This is a genomic window from Prosthecodimorpha hirschii (assembly GCF_001305515.1).
GTDB lineage: Bacteria > Pseudomonadota > Alphaproteobacteria > Rhizobiales > Ancalomicrobiaceae > Prosthecodimorpha > Prosthecodimorpha hirschii.
The window spans coordinates 4506436-4529640 of sequence record NZ_LJYW01000001.1 but is presented as its reverse complement, the minus strand read 5'-3'; the positions used below and the strand labels follow the sequence as shown (position 1 = coordinate 4529640).

23 protein-coding genes are annotated in these 23205 nt (G+C 68.2%); 8 read left to right on the top strand and 15 right to left on the bottom strand.

All coding sequences use genetic code 11. The features are described from left to right. Positions 1 to 15: 15 nt before the first annotated feature. From ABB55_RS19915 to ABB55_RS19880, 8 genes are all read right to left on the bottom strand, one after another. Positions 16 to 771 carry an SDR family oxidoreductase gene (locus tag ABB55_RS19915; protein WP_054360370.1) on the bottom strand — a complete coding sequence of 252 codons (756 nt, stop codon included), beginning with the start codon at positions 769 to 771 and terminating at the stop codon, positions 16 to 18. A 157-nt stretch (positions 772 to 928) separates the two neighbouring features. Beyond that, entirely contained in the window at positions 929 to 1387 is a 459-nt protein-coding gene (locus ABB55_RS29905) for a GNAT family N-acetyltransferase (protein WP_140943462.1), read from the bottom strand. Further along, the gene (locus ABB55_RS29900; RefSeq protein ID WP_054360368.1) at positions 1384 to 2052 is read right to left on the bottom strand and encodes a GNAT family N-acetyltransferase; all 669 of its coding nucleotides are present in this window, start codon (positions 2050 to 2052) and stop codon (positions 1384 to 1386) included. The genes ABB55_RS29905 and ABB55_RS29900 overlap by 4 nt, the downstream gene beginning before the upstream one ends. 116 nt (positions 2053 to 2168) lie before the next feature. After that, complete coding sequence (locus tag ABB55_RS19900) at positions 2169 to 3848, bottom strand: methyl-accepting chemotaxis protein (RefSeq protein ID WP_054360367.1); 1680 nt, start codon at positions 3846 to 3848, stop codon at positions 2169 to 2171. A 186-nt stretch (positions 3849 to 4034) separates the two neighbouring features. Beyond that, positions 4035 to 5465, bottom strand: a complete 1431-nt coding sequence (locus ABB55_RS19895) for a homospermidine synthase (RefSeq protein ID WP_054360366.1) — start codon at positions 5463 to 5465, stop codon at positions 4035 to 4037. Positions 5466 to 5751: 286 nt separating this feature from the next. After that, positions 5752 to 6330 carry a GNAT family N-acetyltransferase gene (locus tag ABB55_RS19890; RefSeq protein ID WP_054360365.1) on the bottom strand — a complete coding sequence of 193 codons (579 nt, stop codon included), beginning with the start codon at positions 6328 to 6330 and terminating at the stop codon, positions 5752 to 5754. 213 nt (positions 6331 to 6543) lie between these two features. Further along, the gene (locus ABB55_RS19885) at positions 6544 to 7674 is read right to left on the bottom strand and encodes a type III PLP-dependent enzyme (protein WP_054360364.1); all 1131 of its coding nucleotides are present in this window, start codon (positions 7672 to 7674) and stop codon (positions 6544 to 6546) included. Positions 7675 to 8500: 826 nt separating this feature from the next. Further along, the gene (locus ABB55_RS19880) at positions 8501 to 8917 is read right to left on the bottom strand and encodes a DoxX family protein (protein WP_054360363.1); all 417 of its coding nucleotides are present in this window, start codon (positions 8915 to 8917) and stop codon (positions 8501 to 8503) included. A 144-nt stretch (positions 8918 to 9061) separates the two neighbouring features. Here ABB55_RS19880 and ABB55_RS19875 point away from each other — a divergent pair, with 144 nt between their 5' ends. From ABB55_RS19875 to ABB55_RS19865, 3 genes are read left to right on the top strand one after another with little or no spacing between them, the layout of a single operon-like run. Then, complete coding sequence (locus ABB55_RS19875) at positions 9062 to 10012, top strand: LysR family transcriptional regulator (protein WP_054360362.1); 951 nt, start codon at positions 9062 to 9064, stop codon at positions 10010 to 10012. 56 nt (positions 10013 to 10068) lie between these two features. Further along, a complete protein-coding gene (locus ABB55_RS19870; RefSeq protein WP_054360361.1) occupies positions 10069 to 10737 on the top strand; it encodes a DUF1007 family protein in 669 nt (222 codons plus the stop codon). Positions 10738 to 10753: 16 nt separating this feature from the next. After that, the gene (locus ABB55_RS19865) at positions 10754 to 11851 is read left to right on the top strand and encodes a nickel/cobalt transporter (RefSeq protein WP_054360360.1); all 1098 of its coding nucleotides are present in this window, start codon (positions 10754 to 10756) and stop codon (positions 11849 to 11851) included. Positions 11852 to 11954: 103 nt separating this feature from the next. Here the strand turns inward: ABB55_RS19865 and ABB55_RS19860 are convergent, their stop codons facing one another. The 7 genes from ABB55_RS19860 to ABB55_RS19830 form a co-directional block, all read right to left on the bottom strand. Beyond that, complete coding sequence (locus ABB55_RS19860; protein WP_054360359.1) at positions 11955 to 12452, bottom strand: MarR family winged helix-turn-helix transcriptional regulator; 498 nt, start codon at positions 12450 to 12452, stop codon at positions 11955 to 11957. Between the two features lie 247 nt (positions 12453 to 12699). Next, entirely contained in the window at positions 12700 to 13281 is a 582-nt protein-coding gene (locus ABB55_RS19855; RefSeq protein WP_054360358.1) for an NAD(P)H-dependent oxidoreductase, read from the bottom strand. Between the two features lie 377 nt (positions 13282 to 13658). Then, a complete protein-coding gene (locus tag ABB55_RS19850; RefSeq protein ID WP_054360357.1) occupies positions 13659 to 15074 on the bottom strand; it encodes an FAD-binding oxidoreductase in 1416 nt (471 codons plus the stop codon). A gap of 3 nt (positions 15075 to 15077) precedes the next feature. Then, on the bottom strand, positions 15078 to 16421 hold the full coding sequence (locus ABB55_RS19845; protein WP_054360356.1) for a cytosine deaminase: 1344 nt from the start codon (positions 16419 to 16421) through the stop codon (positions 15078 to 15080). Between the two features lie 10 nt (positions 16422 to 16431). Next, positions 16432 to 17277, bottom strand: a complete 846-nt coding sequence (locus ABB55_RS19840) for an ABC transporter permease (RefSeq protein ID WP_054360355.1) — start codon at positions 17275 to 17277, stop codon at positions 16432 to 16434. Further along, the gene (locus ABB55_RS19835; protein WP_054360354.1) at positions 17274 to 18065 is read right to left on the bottom strand and encodes an ABC transporter ATP-binding protein; all 792 of its coding nucleotides are present in this window, start codon (positions 18063 to 18065) and stop codon (positions 17274 to 17276) included. The genes ABB55_RS19840 and ABB55_RS19835 overlap by 4 nt, the downstream gene beginning before the upstream one ends. A gap of 198 nt (positions 18066 to 18263) precedes the next feature. Next, positions 18264 to 19298, bottom strand: coding sequence for an ABC transporter substrate-binding protein (locus ABB55_RS19830; RefSeq protein ID WP_054360353.1), 1035 nt, complete (start codon positions 19296 to 19298; stop codon positions 18264 to 18266). A gap of 249 nt (positions 19299 to 19547) precedes the next feature. On the opposite strand from ABB55_RS19830, the gene ABB55_RS19825 reads away from it, so the two are divergent. The 5 genes from ABB55_RS19825 (at position 19548) to ABB55_RS19805 (ending at position 23204) form a co-directional block, all read left to right on the top strand. Further along, complete coding sequence (locus ABB55_RS19825; protein ID WP_054360352.1) at positions 19548 to 19943, top strand: RidA family protein; 396 nt, start codon at positions 19548 to 19550, stop codon at positions 19941 to 19943. A 27-nt stretch (positions 19944 to 19970) separates the two neighbouring features. Next, positions 19971 to 20552 (top strand): Uma2 family endonuclease, encoded by a 582-nt coding sequence (locus ABB55_RS19820; RefSeq protein WP_054360351.1) that lies wholly within the window; start codon positions 19971 to 19973, stop codon positions 20550 to 20552. A gap of 92 nt (positions 20553 to 20644) precedes the next feature. Then, the gene (locus tag ABB55_RS19815; RefSeq protein ID WP_152982115.1) at positions 20645 to 21172 is read left to right on the top strand and encodes a Uma2 family endonuclease; all 528 of its coding nucleotides are present in this window, start codon (positions 20645 to 20647) and stop codon (positions 21170 to 21172) included. Positions 21173 to 21280: 108 nt separating this feature from the next. Then, positions 21281 to 21838 carry a Uma2 family endonuclease gene (locus ABB55_RS19810; protein ID WP_054360349.1) on the top strand — a complete coding sequence of 186 codons (558 nt, stop codon included), beginning with the start codon at positions 21281 to 21283 and terminating at the stop codon, positions 21836 to 21838. Positions 21839 to 21863: 25 nt separating this feature from the next. Next, a complete protein-coding gene (locus tag ABB55_RS19805; RefSeq protein WP_054360348.1) occupies positions 21864 to 23204 on the top strand; it encodes an 8-oxoguanine deaminase in 1341 nt (446 codons plus the stop codon). The last annotated feature ends 1 nt before the right edge of the window (position 23205 follow it).

Sequence of the window (23205 nt, the reverse complement as noted above, 5' to 3'; positions counted from 1 at the left end):
CCTTCCGGCCCAGCCTCAGAGCGCGAAGCCGCCGTCGGCGAGGTGGATCTGGCCGGTCGTGTAGCTGGACTCGTCGGAGGCCAGATAGACAGCGAGCATGGCGATCTCCTCGGCCTTGCCGAGCCGGCCCATCGGCTGGCGGTCGACGAAGGCCTGGCGCACGGTCTCGACGGCCTGTCCGGTGTTGCGCGCCAGCGTGGTGATCCGGTCGTCGAGCGAGGGGCTCTCGATCGTGCCCGGGCAGATCGCGTTGGCGCGGATGCCGCGCTTGATATAATCGGCGGCGACCGCCTTGGTCAGGCCGATCACGGCCGCCTTGGTGGCGCCGTAGACGTAGCGGTTCGGGATGCCGCGCACGGAGCCGGCGCCGGACGCGATGTTGACGATCGAGCCGATCCCCTTCTCCAGCATGCCGGGCAGGAAGGCCTTGATGGTCCGGTGCATGGACTTGACGTTCAGGTCGAACGAGAAGTCCCAGTCATGCTCGGAGCAGTCGAGCACCGTGCCGTGATGCACGAAGCCGGCGCAGTTGAACAGGATGTCGACCGGACCGACCGCCTCGGCGAGCGCCATCACGGCCGGGGTCGACAGCACGTCGAGCTTGTGCACCTCGGCGACGCCGCCATCCTTGAGGTCGGCGATCTTGGCGAGATCGAGATCGGTCGCGATCACATGCGCGCCCTCGGCCGCGAAGGCGAGCGCGGTCGCCCTGCCGATGCCCGCACCCGCAGCCGTGCAGAATGCCCGCTTGCCTGCCAATCGCCCCGCCATTCCATCCTCCCGTGACGTTCTTGGTGTCGGATCCTTCATAGGCCGGAACGGATTCGGGGAAAAGCCGGAATGCGGTATTCCTCTGATGATTGAAATGCGCAGCCCGTTCACCGCCGCCGGCCGCGCGCAGCGGGCCGTCGCCCTGCGTCAGGCGTCCTCAGAGGCGGCGCACCATATGGGTGATGCGCCGGCTGCCATCGTCGTCGATCCGCTCGATCGCGAAGCCCTTGCGGGCGTACCAGTCGACATTGCGCACCAACAGGGCGTTGGTCAAAAGCCGCAGCGTGTCGCGGCCGAGTTGCCCGGCACGGATCTCCGCGGCCGCGAGGAGCCGATTGCCGAGACCCGACCCCTGCGCCGCAGGCGCGACCGACAGATTTTCGATGTAGAGATCGTCCGGCCTGAGATCGAGGATCAGGGCGCCGGCCAGCACGCCGTCCTGGTCCGCGAGCCAGACCTCCCAGTCCCGCAGCACCGCGCCATAGTCCCATTCCATGGGGATGGGCGTGCGGCCGATGATCCGCGCGTTGGCCGCATAGGCCGCCCGCTGCAACGCCTCGAGGGCCCCGCGGTCGTCCATCCCGGCGCGGCGCAGGCCTGCGAGGGTGCCGGTCATCCCCGCGCCTTGCCGGTGAACGTGCCGAGCGACTGCTTCTGATGCCCGTCCGCGTCGAAATTCTCCGGTGCCAGCCAGGCCGCATAGGCGGCCTTCAGGGCCGGCCATTCGCTGTCCAGGATGGAGAACCAGGCGGTGTCGCGGTTGCGGCCCTTGACGATCATGTGCTGGCGGAAGACGCCCTCGGGCAGGAAGCCGAAGCGCACGGCGGCCCGCTTGGACGGGCCGTTGCCGTTGTCGCATTTCCATTCGAAGCGGCGGTTGCCGAGGTCCTCGAAGACATAGTGCATCAGCAGATGGATCGCCTCGGTCGCGATCGGCGTCTTCTGCAGCGTCGGCGAGAAGAAGATGTGGCCGACCTCGATGACGCCGCTGGCCGGCCGGATTTCCATCAGCGTCGCGCAGCCGAGGGCCTTGCCGGTCGCCTTGTCGAGGATGGCGAAATAGAGCGGGTCGGTCAGGCTGTCGCGGGTGCCGAGCCAGGCCTGGAAGGCGGCCTCGTCGGCGAAGGGGCCGTAGGCGAGCCAGGTCCATACGGCCGGATCCGCCACCCCGCCGGCCCAGATGTCCGGTCCGTGCCGTGCCGCGTCGAGCTTCTCGATCCGGGCGAAACGGCCCTCCCGCGTGACGGGTTGCGGCGGCAGGGCGGGCTTCGGCGCTGTCATCAGGGCATGTCCGGTCGTGAACGGGTTTCCGATGCGTCAAACTAGCGCCGGGGCCGGTCGGAAGACCAGCCCCGCACAGGACATGACCGGAATGCGGCGGAACGGCGGACCGGCGCTCAGGCCGCCTTGATGCCGGCGAAGAAGCCGTCCATCCGGGTCTCCAGCCGCTTGGCCTCCGCCGTCAGGGACTCGGCGAGCCCGAGCAGGCCCTCGGCGCTCTTCGCGGTTTCGACGACGCCCTCGTCGACGCTGCCGATGGTGTGGTCGACCTCGCCGGTCGCCCGGGCGGCCTCGGAGACGTTGCGGGCGATCTCGTTGGTCGAGGCACCCTGCTCTTCGACGGCGGCGGCAACCTGCATGGTCAGCGCGTCGATGGTGCGGATCGTGGACTGGATCTCCTCGATGGCGGCGACCGACTGGCGGGTCGTGGCCTGGACGGCGACGACCTGCTGGGCGATCTCCTCGGTCGCCTTGGCGGTCTGGCCGGCCAGTGCCTTGACCTCGTTGGCCACCACCGCGAAGCCGCGGCCCGCCTCGCCGGCCCGCGCCGCCTCGATGGTCGCGTTGAGGGCCAGGAGATTGGTCTGCGCCGCGATCGACTGGATCAGACCGACCACGTCGCCGATGCGCTGGGCGGCCGTGTCGAGGCTCTGCATGGCGCCCGACGACCGTTCGGCGGTGACCACGGCCGCCCGCGCGGTCGAGGCGGCCTCGGCGACGCGGCGGTTGATCTCCCCGATCGACGCCGAAAGCTCTTCGGCGGCGGCCGCGACGGTCTGCACATTGACGGTCGTCTGCCGCGAGGCCTGGGCCATGGTGCGGGTGCGCCGCTTGGAATCCTCGGCCGTGTCGATCTGCGAACGGGCCGACCCGGCGACGCGGGCGGCGAGGTCGACGACGCTGGTCAGCGCGGCGGCGGCATCGCCCTCGAAATTGCGCACCGAGGTCTCCAGGCGGGTCTGCCGTTCGCCGCGCGCCCGGCTTTCGCCTTCCAGCGAGAGCTTCAGGCGTTCGGAATTGGCCACCGCCTCGCGGAAGACCTCGACGGTCCCGGCCATCGTGCCGATCTCGTCGCTCCGCCCGCGCTCCGGCACCGTGACCGCGGTGTCGCCGCGCGCGATCCGCTCCATCGCGGCCGACAGGGCGATGATCGGACGGGCGATGCCGGCCCGGGCCATCCACATGCCGAACAGGCTGAGCAGGAAAGCCAGGAGCACCGCCCCGACCACCAGCATGACGCCGGTCGCATGAACCGCCTCGCCGTCGTCGGCGATCCGGTTCGACGCCCGATCGAGCGAGGTGGCGAGGGCCTCGAGATCCTTGTTCAAGGCCGAGCGGACCGCCCGGTTCTGATCGTTGTCGCCGAGCGCCCGGGCGGCGGCCGGCCCCTCGGCAAGGCCGCGGGCCGCCATGTCCAGGCGGAACTGGCGGAACTGGTCGACCCGGCCGCGCATCTCGTTGAAGAGCGCGCGATCTTCAGGCTCGACGCGCGCCTCCCAGCCGCGCACCACCTCGACCATGCGGTCGAGGTTGCGGGCCATGCCGTCGGCGAACGGCTTCGCGGCGGCGGCATCCTTGGCCATGTAGATGCCGCGTGAATCCATCACGACGGCATAGATCAGACCGTTCAACTTCTCGATGTCGGCGTTGCTGCGAAGGACATTCTCCAGACGAACCGCCAGCTTCTGGTCGCTGTTCGACTGCCAGATCGCCGCCACGCCCGTGATCAGCGTGGCCACCAAGACCAGGGCGAAAAGGGCCGATAGCCTGGTCGAAATGCTCAAACGTCTCAGCATGGGAATCCAACGCGTTAACACATGGTATTTACTTGATATATTGAAATTATGAAACGATCGTAAATTACAAAATAACATTAGAAAATGCTGATCTTTCCGCATCTCCGTGCCGCGGAACGCACAAGCAGGCAGGTCGCCTGCATCACGGCCCAATAGAGCTACGATGCAGGCAGGTCCCGTCGACGATCACTTCACCAGGATGTTCTTGAACAGCCAGGGATCGCCCTCGTCGATGTCTTCCGGGAACAGGCCGGGCCGGCCGACGAGCGGGGTCCAGTCCGTATAGACGCCGACGACGGGCCCGAGATACGGCCGCTGCACCTGCAGGCAACGGCGATAGTCCATCTCGTCCGCCTCGACGATACCCGCCTCCGGATTGTCGAGCGCCCAGACCATGCCGGCGAGCACGGCCGAGGACACCTGCAGGCCGGTGGCGTTCTGGTAGGGGGCGAGCATGCGCGTCTCCTCGATGGAGAGCTGCGAGCCGTACCAGTAGGCATTCTTGGCGTGGCCGTAGAGGAGAACGCCGAGTTCGTCGATGCCGTCGACGATCTCGTGCTCGTCGAGGATGTGGTTGGCCGCCTGCTTGACGCCGGCCGCGCCGAACATCTCGTGCAGCGACAGCACGGCATCGTTCGACGGATGATAGGCATAGTGGCAGGTCGGCCGGTATTTCGGATTGCGACCCTCGCCGACCGTGAAGTAGTCGGCGATCGAGATGGATTCGTTGTGGGTGACCAGGAAGCCGTATTGGGCGCCCGGGGTCGGGCACCAGGAGCGCACGCGGGTATTGGCGCCCGGCTGCATCAGATAGATGGCGGCCTGGCAGCCGGTCTCGTGCCGGCGGCCGTTGGAGGGCATCCAGGTCTCGTGCGTGCCCCAGCCGAGTTCGGCCGGCTGCAGGCCCTCGGAGACGAAGCCCTCGACCGACCAGGTATTGACGAACACGTCGGCCGGCTTCGGATTCTTGGAGCGCTGCGTGTCGCGCTCGGCGATGTGGATGCCCTTGACGCCGACGCCGCGCATCAGGTCCGCCCAGCCGGCGCGATCCTTCGGCTCCTCGAAGGCATGGCCGGTGTCGCGGGCGATATCGACCAGCGCCTGCTTGACGAACCAGGACACCATGCCGGGGTTGGCGCCGCAGCAGGAGACCGCCGTGGTGCCGCCCGGCGAGCGCGCCTTCTCGGCGCGCACGGTCTCGCGCAGCGCATAGTTCGAGCGCGCGGCCGCACCGGCATTCTTGTCGAAATAGAAGCCGAACCAGGGCTCGACGACGGTATCGATATAGAGCACGCCGAGTTCGCGGCAGAACTTCATCAGGTCGAGCGAGGAGGTATCGACCGAGAGATTGACGCAGAAGCCCTGTCCGCCGCCCTCGGTCAGGAAGGGCGTCAGCAGTTCGCGGTAGTTCTCGCGGGTGACCGGCTGATGGACGAAGCGATAGCCGCGCTCGTCGACCAGCTTGCGGTCGCCGTCGAAGGGATCGATCACCGTCAGGCGCGACTTGTCGAAGGAGAAGTGACGCTCGATGAGCGGCAGCGTGCCCTTGCCGATCGAACCGAAGCCGATCATCACGATCGGACCGGTGATGGTGTGGTAGACGGGCCAGTCGGTCATCGGGCTACTCCGTGCGCCACCTCGGGCGGGCTTTGTGATTTTGGTATTGCTGCGTCGCAATAGCGCGAAGGGGCCGACCGAATCAATCGAATCGACGGTCGCAGCGCGATTGAGCGGTCAGGCCGCAGGGTCGCAGTCCCGGAAGGGCGCGCGGCCGGCCCCGGCCGTGGCCGGCACCGTCCGGCCGCATGCCCGCCGGTCTCGGCCCCCGGCGCGGACGCCGCGCCGGCGGAATCCCATGACGGGCCGCGGAGGCCGCGACGGCGGCGTCGTGTGGCGGGCGCGATCAGCCCGCCTTCCGCAAGCGGTCGACGACCGGTGCGGTGCCGAAGACGGCCTCGACGGTTTCGAGCCGTTCGGCCGGGGCTCCCGTCGGCAGGACGAGGCCCGCCGCACCGGCGAGCGCGCCGGGCTGGAGCTCCAGCGCCAGCAGGCGGTGCGGCTCGTAGGGGCCCGGCAGGCGCATCGCCCCGGTCGCGGCCGCCGAGAAGCCGAAGCGCTCGTAGTAGGCCGGATCGCCGACCAGGATCCCCGCCGCATGGCCGGCTTCCGCGGCCCGGCCGATGGCGAGCCGCATCAGGGCCGCGCCGATGCCGCGGTCGCGCCGCGACGGATCGACCGCGAGCGGGCCGAGCAGCAGGACCGGGCGCGCGTCGGCCTGGCCGAACACGGCCGCATGCCACAGGCGCACGGTGCCGACGATCGCGTCGCCGTCGCGGGCGACCAGCGACAGGCCGGCGGCCGGACGGCGGCCGTCGCGGAAGCGGGCGGAGGTCTTGGTGAAGCGGGCCTGGCCCATCACGCGGTCGAGGAGGCCCTCGCGCGCGACCGCATCGGCCGCCGCCTCGGTGTCGTAGACGATCATGGCAGTGACTTTCCGGGAAACCCGCAGCGCCGGTCGGTTCCGGCTCGGATCGGACAAGCCGGCGGAGGGATCCGCCGGACGCTCGTCGCGAGGTCGCAACGCGCCGTCAGGCGCGCCCGAACTCCTCGGAAAGGCCGGCAGTGCCGGCCGGAGGCCCGTGAGCCTCGGAAGCGGGATCGATCGGAGGCCGCAGGCGGCCCGCCGGCGTCCGTCTCAGATCACGTAGGCCTTCAGCGGCGCGAAGCCGTTGAAGGCGACGGCCGAGTAGGTGGTCGTATAGGCGCCGGTGCCTTCGATCAGAACCTCGTCGCCGATCGCCAGCGAGACCGGCAGATCGTAGGGGGTCTTCTCATAGAGCACGTCGACGGAATCGCAGGTCGGGCCGGCGATCACGCAGGGCGTCTTCTCGTCCGTGTCGCGCTCGGTCAGGATCGGATAGCGGATCGCCTCGTCCATGGTCTCGGCGAGACCGCCGAACTTGCCGATGTCGAGATAGACCCAGCGCACGTCGTCCTTGACCGACTTCTTCGAGATCAGCACGACCTCGGCCTTGATCACGCCGGCGCCGCCGACCATGCCGCGACCCGGCTCGATGATCGTCTCGGGCAAGCGGTTGCCGAAATGCTTGCGGATCGCCGAGGTGATCGACTGGCCGTAGGCACCGACCTCCGGGACCTGACGCAGATACTGGGTCGGGAAGCCGCCGCCCATGTTGACCATCTTCAGCGTGATGCCGCGCTCGGCCATCTCGCGGAAGATCGACGCGGCCGACGCCAGGGCGCCGTCCCAGGCTTCGGTGTTGCGCTGCTGCGAGCCGACATGGAACGACACGCCATAGGCTTCCAGGCCGAGACGATGGGCATGCTCGAGCACGGCCGGCGCCATCTCCGGATCGCAGCCGAACTTGCGCGACAGCGGCCATTCGGCATCGGCGCCATCCGACAGGATGCGGCAGAAGACGCGGGCGCCGGGCGCCGAACGGGCGATCTTCTCGACCTCGGCCTCGCAATCGACCGCGAACAGTCGGATGCCGATCTGATGGGCGCGCGCCACGTCGCGCTCCTTCTTGATCGTGTTGCCGAAGGAGATGCGGTCCGGGGTCGCGCCGGCGGCGAGCGCCATCTCGATCTCGGGGATCGAGGCGCAGTCGAAGCACGAGCCGAGATCGGCGAGCAGCGACAGCACTTCCGGCGCCGGGTTGGCCTTGACCGCGTAGAAGACGCGGGTGTCCGGCATGGCGCGGGCGAAGGACATGTATTTTTCGCGCACGACGTCGAGGTCGACCACCAGGCAGGGACCCTCGGGACGGCGGGTGCGCAGGAATTCACGAATACGAGCGGTCATGGGGTCAGACTCCCGATCCTCGACGGCCACGAAAACCCCCGATCGCGACGCCCTTTCGGGGCCGTTCGGATCGGGCTCTCGCCGGCGGATCCGCGTCAGCGGACCCGAAGGCTTTTCGGGAGACGGCCACGCGAGCGCCGGACCGCGATGGAGACGGTCCGTCGGCTCGGGGAACGCGCCCCGATGAGCCGGCTCTTCGCCGGCGGTCCCATCGACGCCTGTGCGGGGCGACGATGGCCCGACTGCCTCAGCGTCCGGACTTGTCGGGACTGGACCCCGACGAGCCCGAATGCGAAGCATTCGGTCGTTGCTGCCATGGATTGGAACGGGAAACCCGATCCGCACGTCCGGCAAGGAAGTAGTTGCCTCTTCAGTGACCCCGGCCTTTGGAGAGCCGGCAGAGACCAAAAAAGCCCTCTACGTCGTTGCTTCAAGCCGCGTTCCCGGCGTGAGACGCCGAGTGCGCCGGTTCTGATCTCCGGCTGCCGGTTTGCCCAGGCGACCTCCGGGCCTCTTGTCCCTCGGGTGTCGCCTACCGGCACGCAGCCACAGGCACGTGCGAAATTGGGCGAGGGGTGAAATAGGTCCAACCGCCCCCGGATGCAAGCGCTATTTTCGTCATAATTGGATTTCGCAGATTTCGCATCCCGGCCAACATATTAGCGACGTTCTGACGGGCCCGTGACGGCCTCTCCGGCGACACCCGGGACGCAACCCTCGGGACCAATCGGTCGACTCGCCCGTCGGCAGGCCCCCGAACGCCATGCGGCGCCGGATTCCCTTCCGGGAACCGGCGCCGCACAGGTCTTTCGGACGGTCGAGGAGATCAGGCGAAGGCGGGCTTGCGGCCGGCCTCCGGCAGCAGCGCGAAGGCGCCGGCGCCGAGGAAGACCTGCGCCAGGGAGGCGACCGCCAGGAACACCGGATATTCCCAGCCGCCGTTCGGGGCCGAGAAGACCCAGCCGTTGCCGCCATGGCCGAAGATGGCCGCGCCGAGCATCAGCGGGACATAGAGGGCGGCGATCGGGCGGACCAGGACGCCGGCGATCAGGGCGAGGCCGCCGCCGACTTCGAGCGCGATGGTCGCATAGGCGGCGATGGCCGGCAGGCCCAGGCTGCCGAAGTAGCCGACCGTACCCGGAATCGTGAAGACGAGAACCTTGAGCAGGCCGTGGGAAAGGGCCATCACACCGAGGGCAAGACGGAGAGCGAGAGCGCCATAGGCGGGATCAAGACGGTTCATGACAGGACTCCAATCTGGAAAGACGGCCCGGTCAGGTTCGGGAGGGCGGGGGCCGTTGGTGAGCCGAGAGATAGCCATCCAACCCATCTATTGACAATCATCGCATCAAGAGACGTATTGTTCGACAAACGGAGACGATTGAATTTGGATACCGTCACCCGCATGCAGGCCTTCATCGCCGTGGTCGAGGCCGGCGGCTTCTCGGCCGCGGCCCGCCGCACCGCCAAGTCGAAGGCGCTGATCTCCAAATATGTGAAGGATCTCGAGGACGAGCTCGGCGTCCGGCTGCTCAACCGGACGACCCGGCAATTGTCCCTGACCGAGGTCGGCCAGGCCTATTTCCGCGAGGCCGGCGAGATCCTGCAGCGGATCGACGATCTCGCCGACAGCGTGCGCGACACCCATCGCGAGCCGCGCGGCCTCCTCAGGATCTCCGCGCCGCGCAGCTTCGGCGATGCCGAACTCGGCCATGCGATCATGGAGTTCCTGGTCGCCCAGCCGCAGATCGCGGTCGACCTGCGCCTCGACGACCGCTTCGTCGATCTGGTCGAGGAGGCCTTCGATGTCGCCATCCGGATCACCGAACTGACCGATTCCAGCCTGATCGCCCGCCGACTCGCCGATTTCCGCAGCGTCTTGACCGCCTCGCCGGCCTTCCTGGCGGAACGGCCGCGGCCGCAGACGCCGGCCGACCTGATCGGCCAGCCCGGCATCATCGACACCAACTATCGCGGCCGGCACAACTGGGCCTTCCGGGACGGCGAGGAACGGGTCGTCATTCCGATGGCGCCGCGGATCGAGGTCAACAGCCCCGAGGTCGCCCGCCTGGCGGCGCTGAGGGGCCTGGGCTATGCGCGGCTGCCCTGGTTCACGGCGCGCGAGGCCTTGGCCGACGGCCGTCTGGTCGCCCTGCTCGAAGACTACGAGCCGCGTTCGACCGCGATCTACGCGGTCTATCCGCACCGCCGGCATCTGTCCGGCAAGGTCCGCGTCTTCGTCGACTTCCTGGTCGGCTGGTTCGACAGTTGCCGCCAGAAAGGCTTCTCGGCCACGCCGCCGCCGGCGCGCGTTGCCGCTCTGGTGCCATCTTCGTGATCTTCATGCTGGCTCAGAATCGGCGCATGCTCCCGCCCACCCGAACGGCAGGTCCCATGGTGAACCTCTCCCGCGCCTCCATCGCGTTGCTCGCTGCCCTGGGCGCCTGGTTCGGCGCCGCCGGCCCCGCGGCGGCCCATCCGCATGTCTTCGTCGACGCCCGCGCCGAACTGGTCTTCGATGGCAAAGGCCAGATCAGTGCGATCCGCCAGGTCTGGCGCTTCGACGACGCCTTCTCGGCCTTCGCCACGCAGGGCTTGGACACCGACGGCGACGGCAAGTTCTCCAAGGAAGAGCTGCAACCGCTCGCCAAGATCAATGTCGATTCTCTGAAGGAATACGACTATTTCACCTTCCTGAAGCTCGCCGGCAAGCGCAAGGGCTTCAAGCTGCCGTCCGAATACTGGCTGCAGATGCGCGACGGCTTCCTGACGCTGTTCTACACCCTGCCGCTGATCGAGCCGATCGCCGCCAAGGGCACGGCCGTGGAACTGGAAGTCTACGACCCCGGCTATTTCGTCGACTTCACCCTGGTCGAGCAGGAGCCGGCCCTCCTGGTCGGCAGCCCGCCCGGATGCAGCATCGACGTGCACAAGAAGGGCGAGCCCGAGGGCGCGACGGCCGCGATCCTCAGCCAGATTCCGGCCACCGAGCGCGAACTGCCGGCCGACCTGCAGGCCGTCACGCGCCAGTTCGCCAACCGCATCACCGTCAAATGCCCGTGACGGGTGGGAGCCGGCCATGATCCGATCGCGCCGCCTCGCCCTCCTGCTTCTCGCCGCCGCAGTCGTCCTGGCCGCCGCCGGCGGCAGCGTCGATGCGGCCGGCCCGTTCGGGGTCGCGGCGCCCGAGGCCGGCGGCGGGGGCGGCACCGGCCTCTTCGGCTGGATCGCCCAGCAGCAATCCGCCTTCTATCGGGCGCTGACCGGCGCCGTCCGGGCGCTCAAGACCGATCCGACCGCCGTGGCCGGGCTGGTCGGTCTCGCCTTCGCCTATGGCGTGTTCCATGCCGCCGGCCCCGGGCACGGCAAGGCCGTGATCGCCTCCTATGTGGTCGCCAACGGCGAGACGCTGAAGCGCGGCGTGCTGCTGTCCTTCGTGTCCGCGCTGTTCCAGGCGCTGACCGCGATCCTGTTCGTCGCCGCAGCGGTTTTCGTCCTCAACCTGACCAGCATCGCCATGACCGAGGCGACCCGCGGCCTGGAACTGGCGAGCGGCAGCCTGATCACCGCGCTCGGCCTGTGGCTGGTCTGGACCAAGGCGCTGCGGCGCGGCCGCGTGTTCTCCGCCCTGGCGCAACCGGCCATGGCCGGAGGCCCCGCCGGCCTTTCGGGCGCGGCCTTCGATCATGCCCACGGTCCGGACTGCGGCCACAGCCCGACCCTGCGGCTGGCCCGCCCCGGCGGCCCCGGCCCTAAGCCGGCCCGGTTTCAGCCGGTCGTCGCCTGCGAGGATTGCGGCCACCTGCATGCGCCCGATCCGCGCCAGCTCACCGACCCCCTGTCGCTCCGGCGCGCGCTGTCGGCCGTGGTCTCGGTCGGCATCCGGCCCTGCACGGGCGCGCTGATCGTGCTGGTCTTCGCCTTCTCGCAGAAGCTCTGGTGGGCCGGCGTGCTGGCCACGCTGGCGATGGCGGTCGGCACCGGCCTGACCGTCGCCGTGCTGGCGAGCCTGGCCGTCTCGGCGAAGAGCTTCGCCCTCGGACTGGCCGGGTTCGACAGTCCCTGGAGCACGCGCATCGTCCGCGGCGCCGAAATCCTCGGCGCACTGGCGATCCTGACGATGGGCATCCTGATTCTCGGCGCCACCCTGGTCGGCGGCCCGCCCATGGCGGGCTGAAGGCCGCAGCAGGTCCCAAGCCGGCGACCGGATCGGCTCCCCATCGGGGGAGCCTAGCGAGCTTCCGGACGCACCGCCGACGGCCGCGACCGGGCCGTGCGGATCATTCCGCGCCTTCCTCGTCCGGCACGGCTTCCTCTTCGGGCGTCGGCTCGTCGTCGGGCGGGATGGCGACGCCGGTCAGGTTGCGCTCGATTTCGCGCAGCAGCTTGCGGATGCGCTTGCGATCCTTGTCGTCGAACCCGGCGAGTGCCTCCTTCTCGAGGCGCTTCCAGGCCTTGTCGACATCCTCGATCCGGGCGCGTCCGATCTCGGTCAGATGCACCCGGGCGAGGCGGCCGTCGGTTTCCGACGCGGCTCGACGCACCAACCCTTGAGCGGCCAGCCGCGTGATCATCTTGGTGACGGTCGGCGGCTGCACGCTCAAGGCCTGGGCGAGTTGGGTCATGGTCTGACCGTCCGTCTCGGCCAGCGATTTCAGGACCGTTTCCTGTCCTGGATGCAGGCCGATCCGGGCGAGATGCGTCCCGGAGCGGGCGCGGTGGGCCTTGGCGGCCTGGGCGAGCCGATAGGTGATCGTCTTGCGATAGCTGAAGCTCATGATGAATTGTCGCGTAACACCCTTGCATGTCAATTTCGTATCAGTCGCGCGCGGATTCCGGTGCGACGCCCTTTGACCTTTCCCGATAGGTCTTCCCTTTCGGCATGTTCGCCAAAAATGCCGCATTGCCGGGCCGGATCTCACGGGCCATCCTTGGCGCGCTCGGAGGAAATGGGCGCGGGCCGGCTCACGGGCCGGTCCGCGTTTCTTCCGCGCCGATCCCGCCGGACGGGTCCGGTCGGCCGGCTCAGAACGCCTTCATTTCGCGTTCGACCTGATCCAGGAAGGCCTTGCGGCGTTCCGGCGTGGTGTTGTTCATGTCGTAATGGGCGATGTAGCGCACCGATCCGGTGCGCCGGATCACGGCACGCAACGAGCGGGTGACGATCTTGCGCGGCGGATCGCCGGCCAGGAAGGCGCGCCAGCGGGTGCCGCCATAGGTGGTCACCGCCGCGATCTTGCGGATGTTGAAGAGGTTCGGCTTCCAGGAGCCGCCCTCCATCCGGAACGAGACGCCGGGCAGGAAGACCTTGTCGAAGAAGCCCTTCAGAATGGCCGGGAAGCCGAAATTCCAGATCGGCGTGGAAATCACGATGGCCTCGGCCGCCAGCACCCGCTCGACATAGCCGGCGACCGGTCCGCGATTGGCCGGAACGGTATGATAGTTGAGCCGATCCTCCCGGCTCATCACCGGATTGAAGCCCTCGGCATTGAGGTCGCAGTCGTCCACCTCATGGCCCGCGGCCCGCAACGTCTCGACGATCCGGGCATGGATGGCCGCGTTGAAGCTCGTTTCGACGGGATGGGCAAACAGCACGAGAATCTTCATCGACAACCAGGCTCCAGGTAAAAAGCACGCAGGCCCCCTGCCCCGTTCCCGCACCCTCCCCTTCTCCCCGGCGGGGCGAAGGGGAAGGAGGCGTGAGATTCGGAGGGGGGTTATCCGGTGCCGAAGATCCTTGCCGCCCCCCTGCCCCGGCCCCGCGCCATCCCCTTCTCCCCTTGCGGGAGAAGGTGGCCGAAGGCCGGATGAGGGGTGGGATGCTGCGAGGGGCGAGAGACCGGCGGTCCGAGGTGGATTCCGGGGCCGGGAGGGCGGCAGAGGCCGCGATATTGCCCCCCGCATCCGCCCTTCGGGCCCCTTCTCGCCGACAGGGAGAACGGGAAGGAGGCGAGAGATTTGAAGGGGTTCGGGTGGCGCGACCGTTACGCACGGGCGGCGGCCGCGGCGAGGCCGGGGAAGAGGAACAGCTTGCCGGACGAGAAATCGAAATCCGGGTCTTCCCAGGCGATCATCTTGCCCGGATTGAGCAGTCCCTTCGGATCGGCCTCGCGCTTGAAGGCGAGCTGGATCGGATCGGACTGCTTCATGCCGCCCTCCTCCAGCGTGTAGCGGTGCGGATTGAAGATCGGGCAGCCGTTGGCCTCGTGCAGACGCATGATCTCGTCGAGGCGCGGCTCGCTGGTGTAGCGCACGATCGGCAGCCCGAAGCAGGTGACGCGCCCGTCGAAGCGGACGAACTCGCAATGCGCCGGCACCTCGTCGCCGAGGAGGCCGACCATCCGCTCGACGCTCTCGACATGGGTCGGGAACGGATAGAGGACCTGCAGATAGGTGATCGACGGATCGACCCGGAGGCCCCGCAGGGTGGTGTGGTTCCAGGCCAGTTCGTAGGCCGGCGGCAGGCTCTTCAACTCCTCGGCCGTCGCCTTGTCGGAGCGGTAGACGATCTCGGCCTTGCGGCGCGCCACGAAGGTCTCGAAGGCCCCCATCGCGTGCGGGGCGACCATCACGACCACGACCGACTGGTCACGGCGCAGGAATTTCTGGTGGCGCAGGAAGTAGTCGTAGGGCACCGGCGCGGCGATCGGGGCGATCTCCTTGACCAGGATTCCGTCCTCGTTGCCGAGCTCGTCGCCGAAACGCACCGCGGCCATGAAGTCGTCGAAGCCGACCAGCACGTCGATCCAGTCATAGGCGGCGGTCAGCGGCATCTCGACTTCGGTGATCACGCCGTTGGTGCCGTAGGCGTGCATCACCTTGGAGAGATCGTCGCCGGTGATGTCGAGCACGCGCGGGCTTGCCTCGCAGGTCACCACCCGGGCGCGGATCACGTTGCCGAGGTCGCGCAGGCCGCCCCAGTTGATCGAGCCGACGCCGCCGGATCCGCCGGCGATGAAGCCGCCGATCGTGGCCGTTCGATAGGTCGAGGGATGCAGCCGCAATTCCTGGCCGGAATGGGCGCGAGTGGCGGCATCGAGCTCGGAGATGACGATGCCGGCACCCGCCGTCACCGAGCCCGGCCGGATCGCGCCGACCTGCTTCAGCTCGGTCAGCGCCATCACGACGCCGCCGGAGAGCGGCATGGCCTGGCCGTAATTGCCCGTGCCGGTGCCCCGCGTCGTCACCGGCACGCCGGTCTCGTAGGCCGCGGCCAGGATGCGGATCACCTCGGCCTCGTCACGCGGGGTGACGATCAGATCGGCGGTGACATGGTCCAGCTGGCGCTTCAGGACCGGCGAGTACCAGTAGAAGTCGCGGCTCTTCTGCTTGACGATCTGGGCATTGTCCTCGATCCGGACGCCGTCGATCAGGGCCCGGAACTTCGCGAGATCGGCCATGGGTCACTCCGCTGAAGGCTCGGATCGGTTGTGCATCAGGTCGTCCAGTTCGCGATAGTCCGGCAAAGTGCGGTCGATCGCCCGGCCGCGCCGGAGCACGGTGCGGTCGGCCTGCGGGCGCGACAGGAACTCGGTCCAGCTGCGCGCCCGGAACAGTACCAGATCGGCCGGCGCACCCTCGGCGATCACGCCGAGATCGGGACGGCGCATGACCGCCGCCGGCGTGCGGGCGATCACGGCCGGCCAGTCGCCCATCGGATGGTCGAGATGCAGGATGCGCACGGCCTCGCGGAAGACCTCGACCGGGTCGAGATCGCCATAGGCGTAGAACGGATCGCGGGTGTTGTCGGAGGAAACCGCGACCGGAATGCCGCGCGCCTTCATCTCGTGCAGCAGGGTGACGCCGCGCCAGCGCGGGGTGCGGCCGGGCACGCGATCCTGCAGATACATGTTGCACATCGGCAGCGAGACGACGGCGATGCCGGCCTTCGCCATCAGGTCCAGCGTGCGGTCGACGGTCGCCTCGTCCTGGCGGGCGAGCGAGCAGCAATGGCCGACCGTGATCCGGCCCTGGAAGCCGGTCGCGAGCGCCGTCTCGGCGATCACCCCCAGGGTCTTGACCGTCGGATCGCCGGTCTCGTCGACATGGAAATCGAGATCGAAACCGTGCTCGGCCGCCTTGCGGAAGAGGGTCGCGAGCCCCGTCTCCAGTTCCGGCACCATATAGGTGACCGCGCCGAGGATGCCGGTCCCGTGCGCCGCCACCTCGGCCACGATGGCATCGACGAAGGCCTCGTCGGCGGCGAAATTGATGCCGAACAGCGGCGAGCCCTGCAGGTCGATCCGCCCTTCCCAGGCCTCGCGCATGGCCCGGAAGACCGGCCAGGAGATGCGGTGTTGCGGGGCGATCGAGTCGATATGGGTGCGGATCGCGGTGGTGCCGTGCGCATAGGCGCTGCGCAGCGCGAAATCCATGCGCCGGCGGACATCGTCGGCGGTCCAATGCGCCAGGCGGTCGGCAGAGACATTTTCCAGAGCGCCCTGGAAGGTGCCGTCCGGATTGCGCCGGCGCGGCCAGATATGGCCCTTGTCGAGATGGGTGTGCAGTTCGACGAAGCCGGGGAAGATCAGGCCGCGATCGAGATCGGCGACCGCGATGTCCTGCGGGGCGGCCGCGCCGGTCGGGGCGATGCGGGCGATCCGGCCGCCGGCGATCAGGATGTCGACGCCGGCGAGGCCGTCGCGGTCGGGCACGAGATCCACGCCGTCGACCAGCGCGACCGGCACGGTGGCATGCGCCAGGAACAGGGTATCGGCCTCGATCGGCTTCAGAAATCCGGTCTGCATCGGTCTCGTCTCAGCTTTCGCGGCGGATCGCGCTCTCGTGCCAGCGCCGCAGCGCCAGATGGGTGATCAGGCTGGTCAGACCGTAGATGGCGACGCCGGTCAGGGCGAGCAGCAAGAGCGCCACGAACATGCGCGGCACCAGCATGCGGTACTGCGCCTCCAGGATGCGGAAGGCGAGGCCGCCCTTGGCGCCGGCCGCGCCGGCGGCGAATTCCGCCACCACCGAGGCGATCAGCGCCAGTCCGCCGGCAATCCTCAGTCCGGTCAGCAGATAGGGCAGGCTCGACGGCAGCTTCAGGAGCCAGAGGGTCTGGCCGGGGCTCGCGCGGTAGAGCTTGAACAGATCGAGCAGATTGTGGTCGACGCTCTTCAGGCCCTGGGTGGTGTTGGCCAGGATCGGGAAGAAGGTGACCAGCAGCGCGCAGGAATAAAGCGTGGTCGTGGTCTCGAAGAAGATCAGCAGGATCGGCGCGATGGCGATGATCGGCGTCACCTGCAGGATGACCATGTAGGGGGCGAGCGCGTAGTCGAGCCAGCGGAACTGGACGACCACGATCGCCAGCGCGACGCCCGACACCATGGCGATCAGCAGCGCCACGCCGGTGATGGTCAGCGTCGTCTGCAGCGCGGGCAGCAGCGACGGGATGTCGCGGAAGGTGGCGAGGTAGACGGTGATCGGGCTCGGCAGCAGGTAGCCTGGCACGGCGTTGAGCCGCACATAGGCCTCCCAGGAGCCGATCAGCACCACCAGCAGCACCAGCGGCAGCACGACCTTCGGCAGCCAGGCGGGCAGCCCGCCGGCGGCGCGGGACGCACCGCCCTCTTCGTCGTCGATCACGGGTCCGGGCGCGGTCATAGGTGGTCGTTGGCTCCCATGGCGGCGTGCAGGGCGTCGGAGGCCTTGCGGCAATATTGCGCATAGACCTCGGAGGTGCGGAAATCCTCGCCGCGCGGGCCGGGCACGTCGATATCGATCTCGGCGACGACGCGGCCGGGCCGGGCGGCCATCACGACGATGCGGCTGGACAGATAGACCGATTCGAAGACCGAATGGGTGACGAAGACGACCGTCCAGCCGAGTTGTTCGCGCAGGCGCAGGATGTCGTTGTTGAGCTTGAAGCGCGTGATCTCGTCGAGCGCCGCGAAGGGCTCGTCCATCAGCAGGATCTTCGGCTGGGTGACCAGGGCGCGCGCGATCGAGACGCGCATCTTCATGCCGCCGGACAGCTCGCGCGGATAGGACTCGGCGAATTTCGCCAACCCGACCAGCTCCAGCGCGTGCATGATGTCGGCCCGGGCGGCCGCCTTGGAGATGCCCTTCAGCCTGAGCGGCAGCCAGACATTGCCGAACACGGTCGCCCAGGGCATCAGCGTCGGCTCCTGGAAGACGAAGCCGATCTCCCGGTCCGGGCGTCCGTCGGGATCGTAGGTCGCCGACGGCCAGTCGACCGTGCCGGTCGAGGCGGTGGCGAGGCCGGCGATGATCCGGAGCGCGGTCGACTTGCCGCAGCCGGACGGTCCGAGCAGCGAGATGAACTCGCCCTGGCGGATGTCCAACGCCATGTCGGACAGCGCCACCGTCCCGTTGGAGAATGTCTTGGAGATCGCCTTCAGCGAGACGATCGGCTTGCGGCTGTCGGTCATCAGGGATGCTGCACCTTGGTCACGGACCTTGCGGTCCCGGGCGACGCAGCGCAGGGCCGCGTCCTCGTGTCGCGAATGGGCCGGACCGGGCCGCCGGCCCGCGCGAGTCCGGCCGACCCGTCAGGGTCCGGGGACCGCCGATCCAGGCGACCCCCGGAGCAATCGTCGGACCGCGCCGCTCGGGCGCCCGCCCGGGTCTCAGCCGCCGGCGAGCTTCTTCTTCACGTCGAGCCCGACGCCCTTGCAGACGAACTTGGCGGTGAAGGACTTCTTGTAGTCGACCGAAGGATCGACCACCTTGGCGGAAACCATCTTGTCGAAGAAGGACTTGTGCTGCGCATCGACCATGCAGCCGATGCCCTTGGTCAGCGCCTCGCCCGATTCGACGATGCCATATTCCTTCATCTTGGCGATCGAATAGGCGATCTGGTCGTCGGACATGTCGGGATTGTCGGCCTTGATCGCCGCGTTGGCGGCCTTGTTGTCGCCGTAGAGATAGTTGTACCAGCCGATCATGGTCGCATCGACGAAGCGCTGGACCAGTTCGGGCTTATCATCGACCAGCTTCTGGGCCGTCTCGATGGTGGTCGAGTAGGTATCGAAGCCGTTGTCGGCGAGCAGGAACAGCTTGGGCTTCCAGCCGGCCTGCTTCTCGACCTGATAGGGCTCGGAGGTGATGTAGCCCTGCTGGGCCGACCTCTTGTCGGCGATGAACGGCGCCGGGTTGAAGGTATAGGGCTTGTACTGCTCGTCCTTGAAGCCCTTATAGGCGACCTTCATCCACTGGAAGTAGGAGATGTAGCCGTCCTTGCCCATGAACAGGGTCGGCAGCTTGGCCAGATCCTCGAACTTCTCCAGGCCCTGGTCGGGATGGGCGATGAGGACCTGCGGATCCTTCTGGAAGATCGCGCCGACGACCACGAAGGGCACGTTGTTCTTCACGCTGTCGAGCGACTGCAGCATGTTGCCGCCCATGTAGAAGTCGATCTTGCCGGCCAGCAGCAGCGTGCGGTTGGCCGCCTGCGGACCGCCCTGCTTGATGGTCACGTCGAGGCCGTACTTCTTGTAGGTGCCGTCGGCGACCGCCTGATAGTAGCCGCCATGCTCGGCCTGGGCGAGCCAGTTGGTGCCGAAGGTGACCTTGTCTTCGGCACTGGCGCCGACCGTCATTGCCCCCGCCAGGATGGCCGCGACCGTGCCGGTTGCCGTGATCCTGCGATCGAACAGACCCATTTTCCACTCCTCCTTGCGGAATCACGGACGCCTTGACCGCGCCGCCACTGATTTGACCGTACGGTTGAGCAAGCGACGTGCCAGTCCCGCAGCGGCATGTCCGTGCAGTCAGCCCCGCCCCCTGTGGCACCGTCCCTCCGCATACGTTCGGGAGCACGCCCAGACCGTAAGCATATGCGCGTATTTTATGCAGGTCGAGCCGATTGCTGGCGCCTTGAAGGCACCGCGACAACTGCCTAGGCTCTGGTCATGACCACGAAACGCCCGCTCGCCCCCACCTCGATCCGTCCGCCCTTCGCCCGCTACAGCCACGGCGTGGAGGTCGCCCCTGGCGCCCGCCTGGTTTTCGTCTCCGGTCAGCTCGGCGTCCGCGCCGACGATACCGTCCCGGAGGATGCTGCCGAACAGGCGCATCTGTGCTTCGACAACATCGCGGCGATCCTTGCGGAAGCCGGCATGACGCTCGACGACGTGGTGCAGGTCCGCGCCTTCGTCACCGATCGCGCCTTCATGGCCGACTACATGACCGTGCGGAACGCCCGCGTCGGCAATCCGCCGCCGGCCTCGACGCTGATGATCGTCGCCGGCTTCAACCGCCCGGAAATGAAGGTCGAGGTCGAGGTCTTCGCCGCCCGCCTGCCGTGATAGGATCGGCCCGAAAGGGAGCCGCCGATGGCCGAACCGGATGTGCGCCGCATGAGTGTGGGCGAGTTCCTGGCCTGGGAGCCGGGCGACGGCCTGCGCTACGAACTGGTCGACGGCTGGCCGCGGGCGATGACGGGCGCTCGGATTCGGCATGACCGCGTCGTGCGTCGCGTGTTGCGCATTCTGGAAGACCGCACCGGCGCCGGACCCTGCGAACCCTTCTCGTCCGATATCGGCATCCACACCCCGCGCGGCGACCTGCGCCGGCCCGATGCGACGGTCGATTGCGGGCCACGCGACCCGGACGACACGATCGCGCGCATGCCGGTCGTGGTGGTCGAGGTCCTGTCGCCGTCGACGAAGCATTACGACCTCCTGGTCAAGATCATCGACTACAAGGCGATCCCGTCGCTCTGCCACATTCTGTTCGTCGAACCGGACGACCTGCGCGCGATCCTCTATAGCCGCGGCGCGGACGGCTCATGGGCCGAGCTTTCCCTGATCGGCGCCGACACGGAGGTCGACCTCGCCGCGATCGGCGCACGATTCCGGCTCGGTGCGCTCTACGGCGACGACCCGACGCTTTCAGGAGGAACGATCGATGTGTGACCTCTGTCGGCCGACGGCGACATCGGGCCTGTCGCTCTCGTGCGTTCGCTGAAAGGTCGCGCCGATGGCAGAACCCGAAATCCGTCGCATGAGTGTGGAGGACTTCCTGGCCTGGGGAGCCGGGCGACGGCCTGCGCTACGAACTGGTCGACGGGTGGCCGCGGGCGATGGGAGGCGCGCGCGCCAAGCATGCGCGGATCGTGATCAATGCCATCATGGCGCTCAGGGCGCGTCTCACGGGCGGACCGTGCGAGCCCTTCACGGACGATCTCGCCGTGCTGACCCCGAAGGGCAATCTGCGCCGGCCCGACGTGACGGTCGATTGCGGCGATCCCGATCCGGAAAAGCAGGTCGCCGACCGGCCGGTCCTGGTCATCGAGGTCCTCTCGGAATCGACCCGGCGCTTCGACGAATACCTGAAACTGACGGAATATCGTTCGGTCGCATCGCTGCGCTACGTGCTGCTGGTCGAACCGGACCTGCCGGCGGTCGCCTTCCATGTCCGCGGCCCGGACGGCACCTGGAGCGACCGTCCCCTGATCGGACCCGAGACCGAGATCCCCCTCCCCGATCTCGGCTGCACCCTGACCCTCGCGGACCTCTATCCAAACCGGAGTTGACATGCGTCTCTGGCTGAAAGACCCGATCGCCGAACACGACCATCCCGCCGGGATGCAGCCGCTTTTCGACCTCCCGGCGTAAGCGCAACTGACGCCAGGGAGCCGCCGATGGCCGAACCCGAGATCCGTCGCATGAGTGTGGAGGACTTCCTGGCCTGGGAGCCGGGCGACGGCCTGCGCTACGAACTGGTCGACGGCTCACCGCGGGCGATGACCGGCGCGCGCAGGAACCACGATGACGTGGTCGTCAATACCCTCGTCGCGCTGCGGCAGGCGTTGCGCGGCGGTCCCTGCCGGCCGCATACCGACGATATCGGCGTGCGGACGGGCAGCCACACCATCCGCCGGCCGGACGTGACGGTCGATTGCGGCCCCCGGGATCCGAACGATCTCCTGGCGACCGGTCCGGTCCTGGTCATCGAGGTGCTGTCGGACTCGACGCGGAAGCTCGACACGCAGTTCAAGGTGATCGAATACAAGGCTCTGCCGACCCTCAGGGCCATTCTGCTGCTCGATCCCGACGACTCTGCCGCACTGCTCTATGCGCGCGAGACCGGCGGTGCGGATTGGCGCGAGATCGCGCTGATCGGACCGGACACCGTCGTGCCGCTGGCATCGCTCGATCTTTCGTTCCCTCTCGCCACCTTCTATGCCGACGTCCTGTAGCGACCGGCATCCTTGCGGAGTTGACATGCGTCTCTGGCTGAAAGACCCGATCGCCGTCCTTGCCGACGGCGCCGAACGCGGCCTGGTGGTCGAGGGGCGCCGCATCGTGGAATTGGTCGGGCGCGGTCGCGAGCCGGCAATGCCGGTCGATGCGGTCTATGATGCCGGCCGGCATGTGATCGTTCCGGGTCTGGTCAACACCCACCACCACATGTTCCAGACCCTGACCCGCGCCCATCCGGAGGCGATCAACAAGGAACTGTTCCCCTGGCTGGCGGCGCTGTTCCCGATCTGGGCGCGCCACGTCAAGCCGGACAATCTGCGCCTCGCGACGCGGCTGGCCCTGACCGAACTCCTGATGTCCGGCTGCACCACGGTTTCCGACCACCAGTATCTGTTCCCGCCGGGGCTTGAGTCGGCGATGGACATCCAGGCCGAGGAGGCCACGGCGGCCGGCATGCGCATGACGCTGACGCGGGGCTCGCTCAACATGTCGGTCGAGGATGGCGGCAACGCGGTCGCCGAGGCGACGCAGGATGTCGACACCATCCTGGCCGATTGCGAGCGCGTCGCCGGCCGCTATCACGATGCCACCGAGGGTGCCATGCTGCAGGTCGCCTTCGCGCCCTGCGCGCCGTTCAACGTCACCAAGCGGCTGATGGTCGAGACGGCGAAGCTTGCCGAGCGGCACGGCTGCCGGCTGCACACCCATCTCGGCGAAACCCGCGACGAGGACCAGTATTGCCTGGCCAACTTCCAGTGCCGGCCGGTCGACTATCTCGAGGAGGTCGGCTGGCTCAACGACCGCGTCTGGCTGGCGCACGGCATCCATTTCAACGACGAGGAGGTCGGCCGGCTCGGCCGGCACGGCGTCGGCGTCTGCCACTGCCCGACCTCCAACATGGTGCTCGCCTCCGGCATGTGCCGGACGCGCGAGTTGGAGGCGGCCGGCGTGCCGGTCGGGCTTGGCGTCGACGGCTCGGCCTCCAACGACAATTCCAACCTGATGGAGGGCGTGCGTCACGCGCTGATGATCGGCCGCCTCGCCTATGACGCGACGCTCAGCCACACCGACGCCCTGCGCTGGGCGACGGAGGGCTCCGCGCGCTGCCTCGGCAGGACCGATATCGGCCGCATCGCGCCCGGCCTGCAGGCCGATCTCGCGCTCTTCACGCTCGACGAGCTGCGCTTCTCCGGCGCCGGCGATCCGATCGCCGCCCTCGTCCTGTGCGGCGCGCACCGCGCCGACCGCGTCATGGTCGCCGGCGCATGGCGCGTCGTCGACGGCCTGCCGCTCCATCTCGACATCGCCGAACTGCGCGCCCAGCACGGCGCCGCTGCCCGCGCATTCCTCGAAAGGCTCTGAG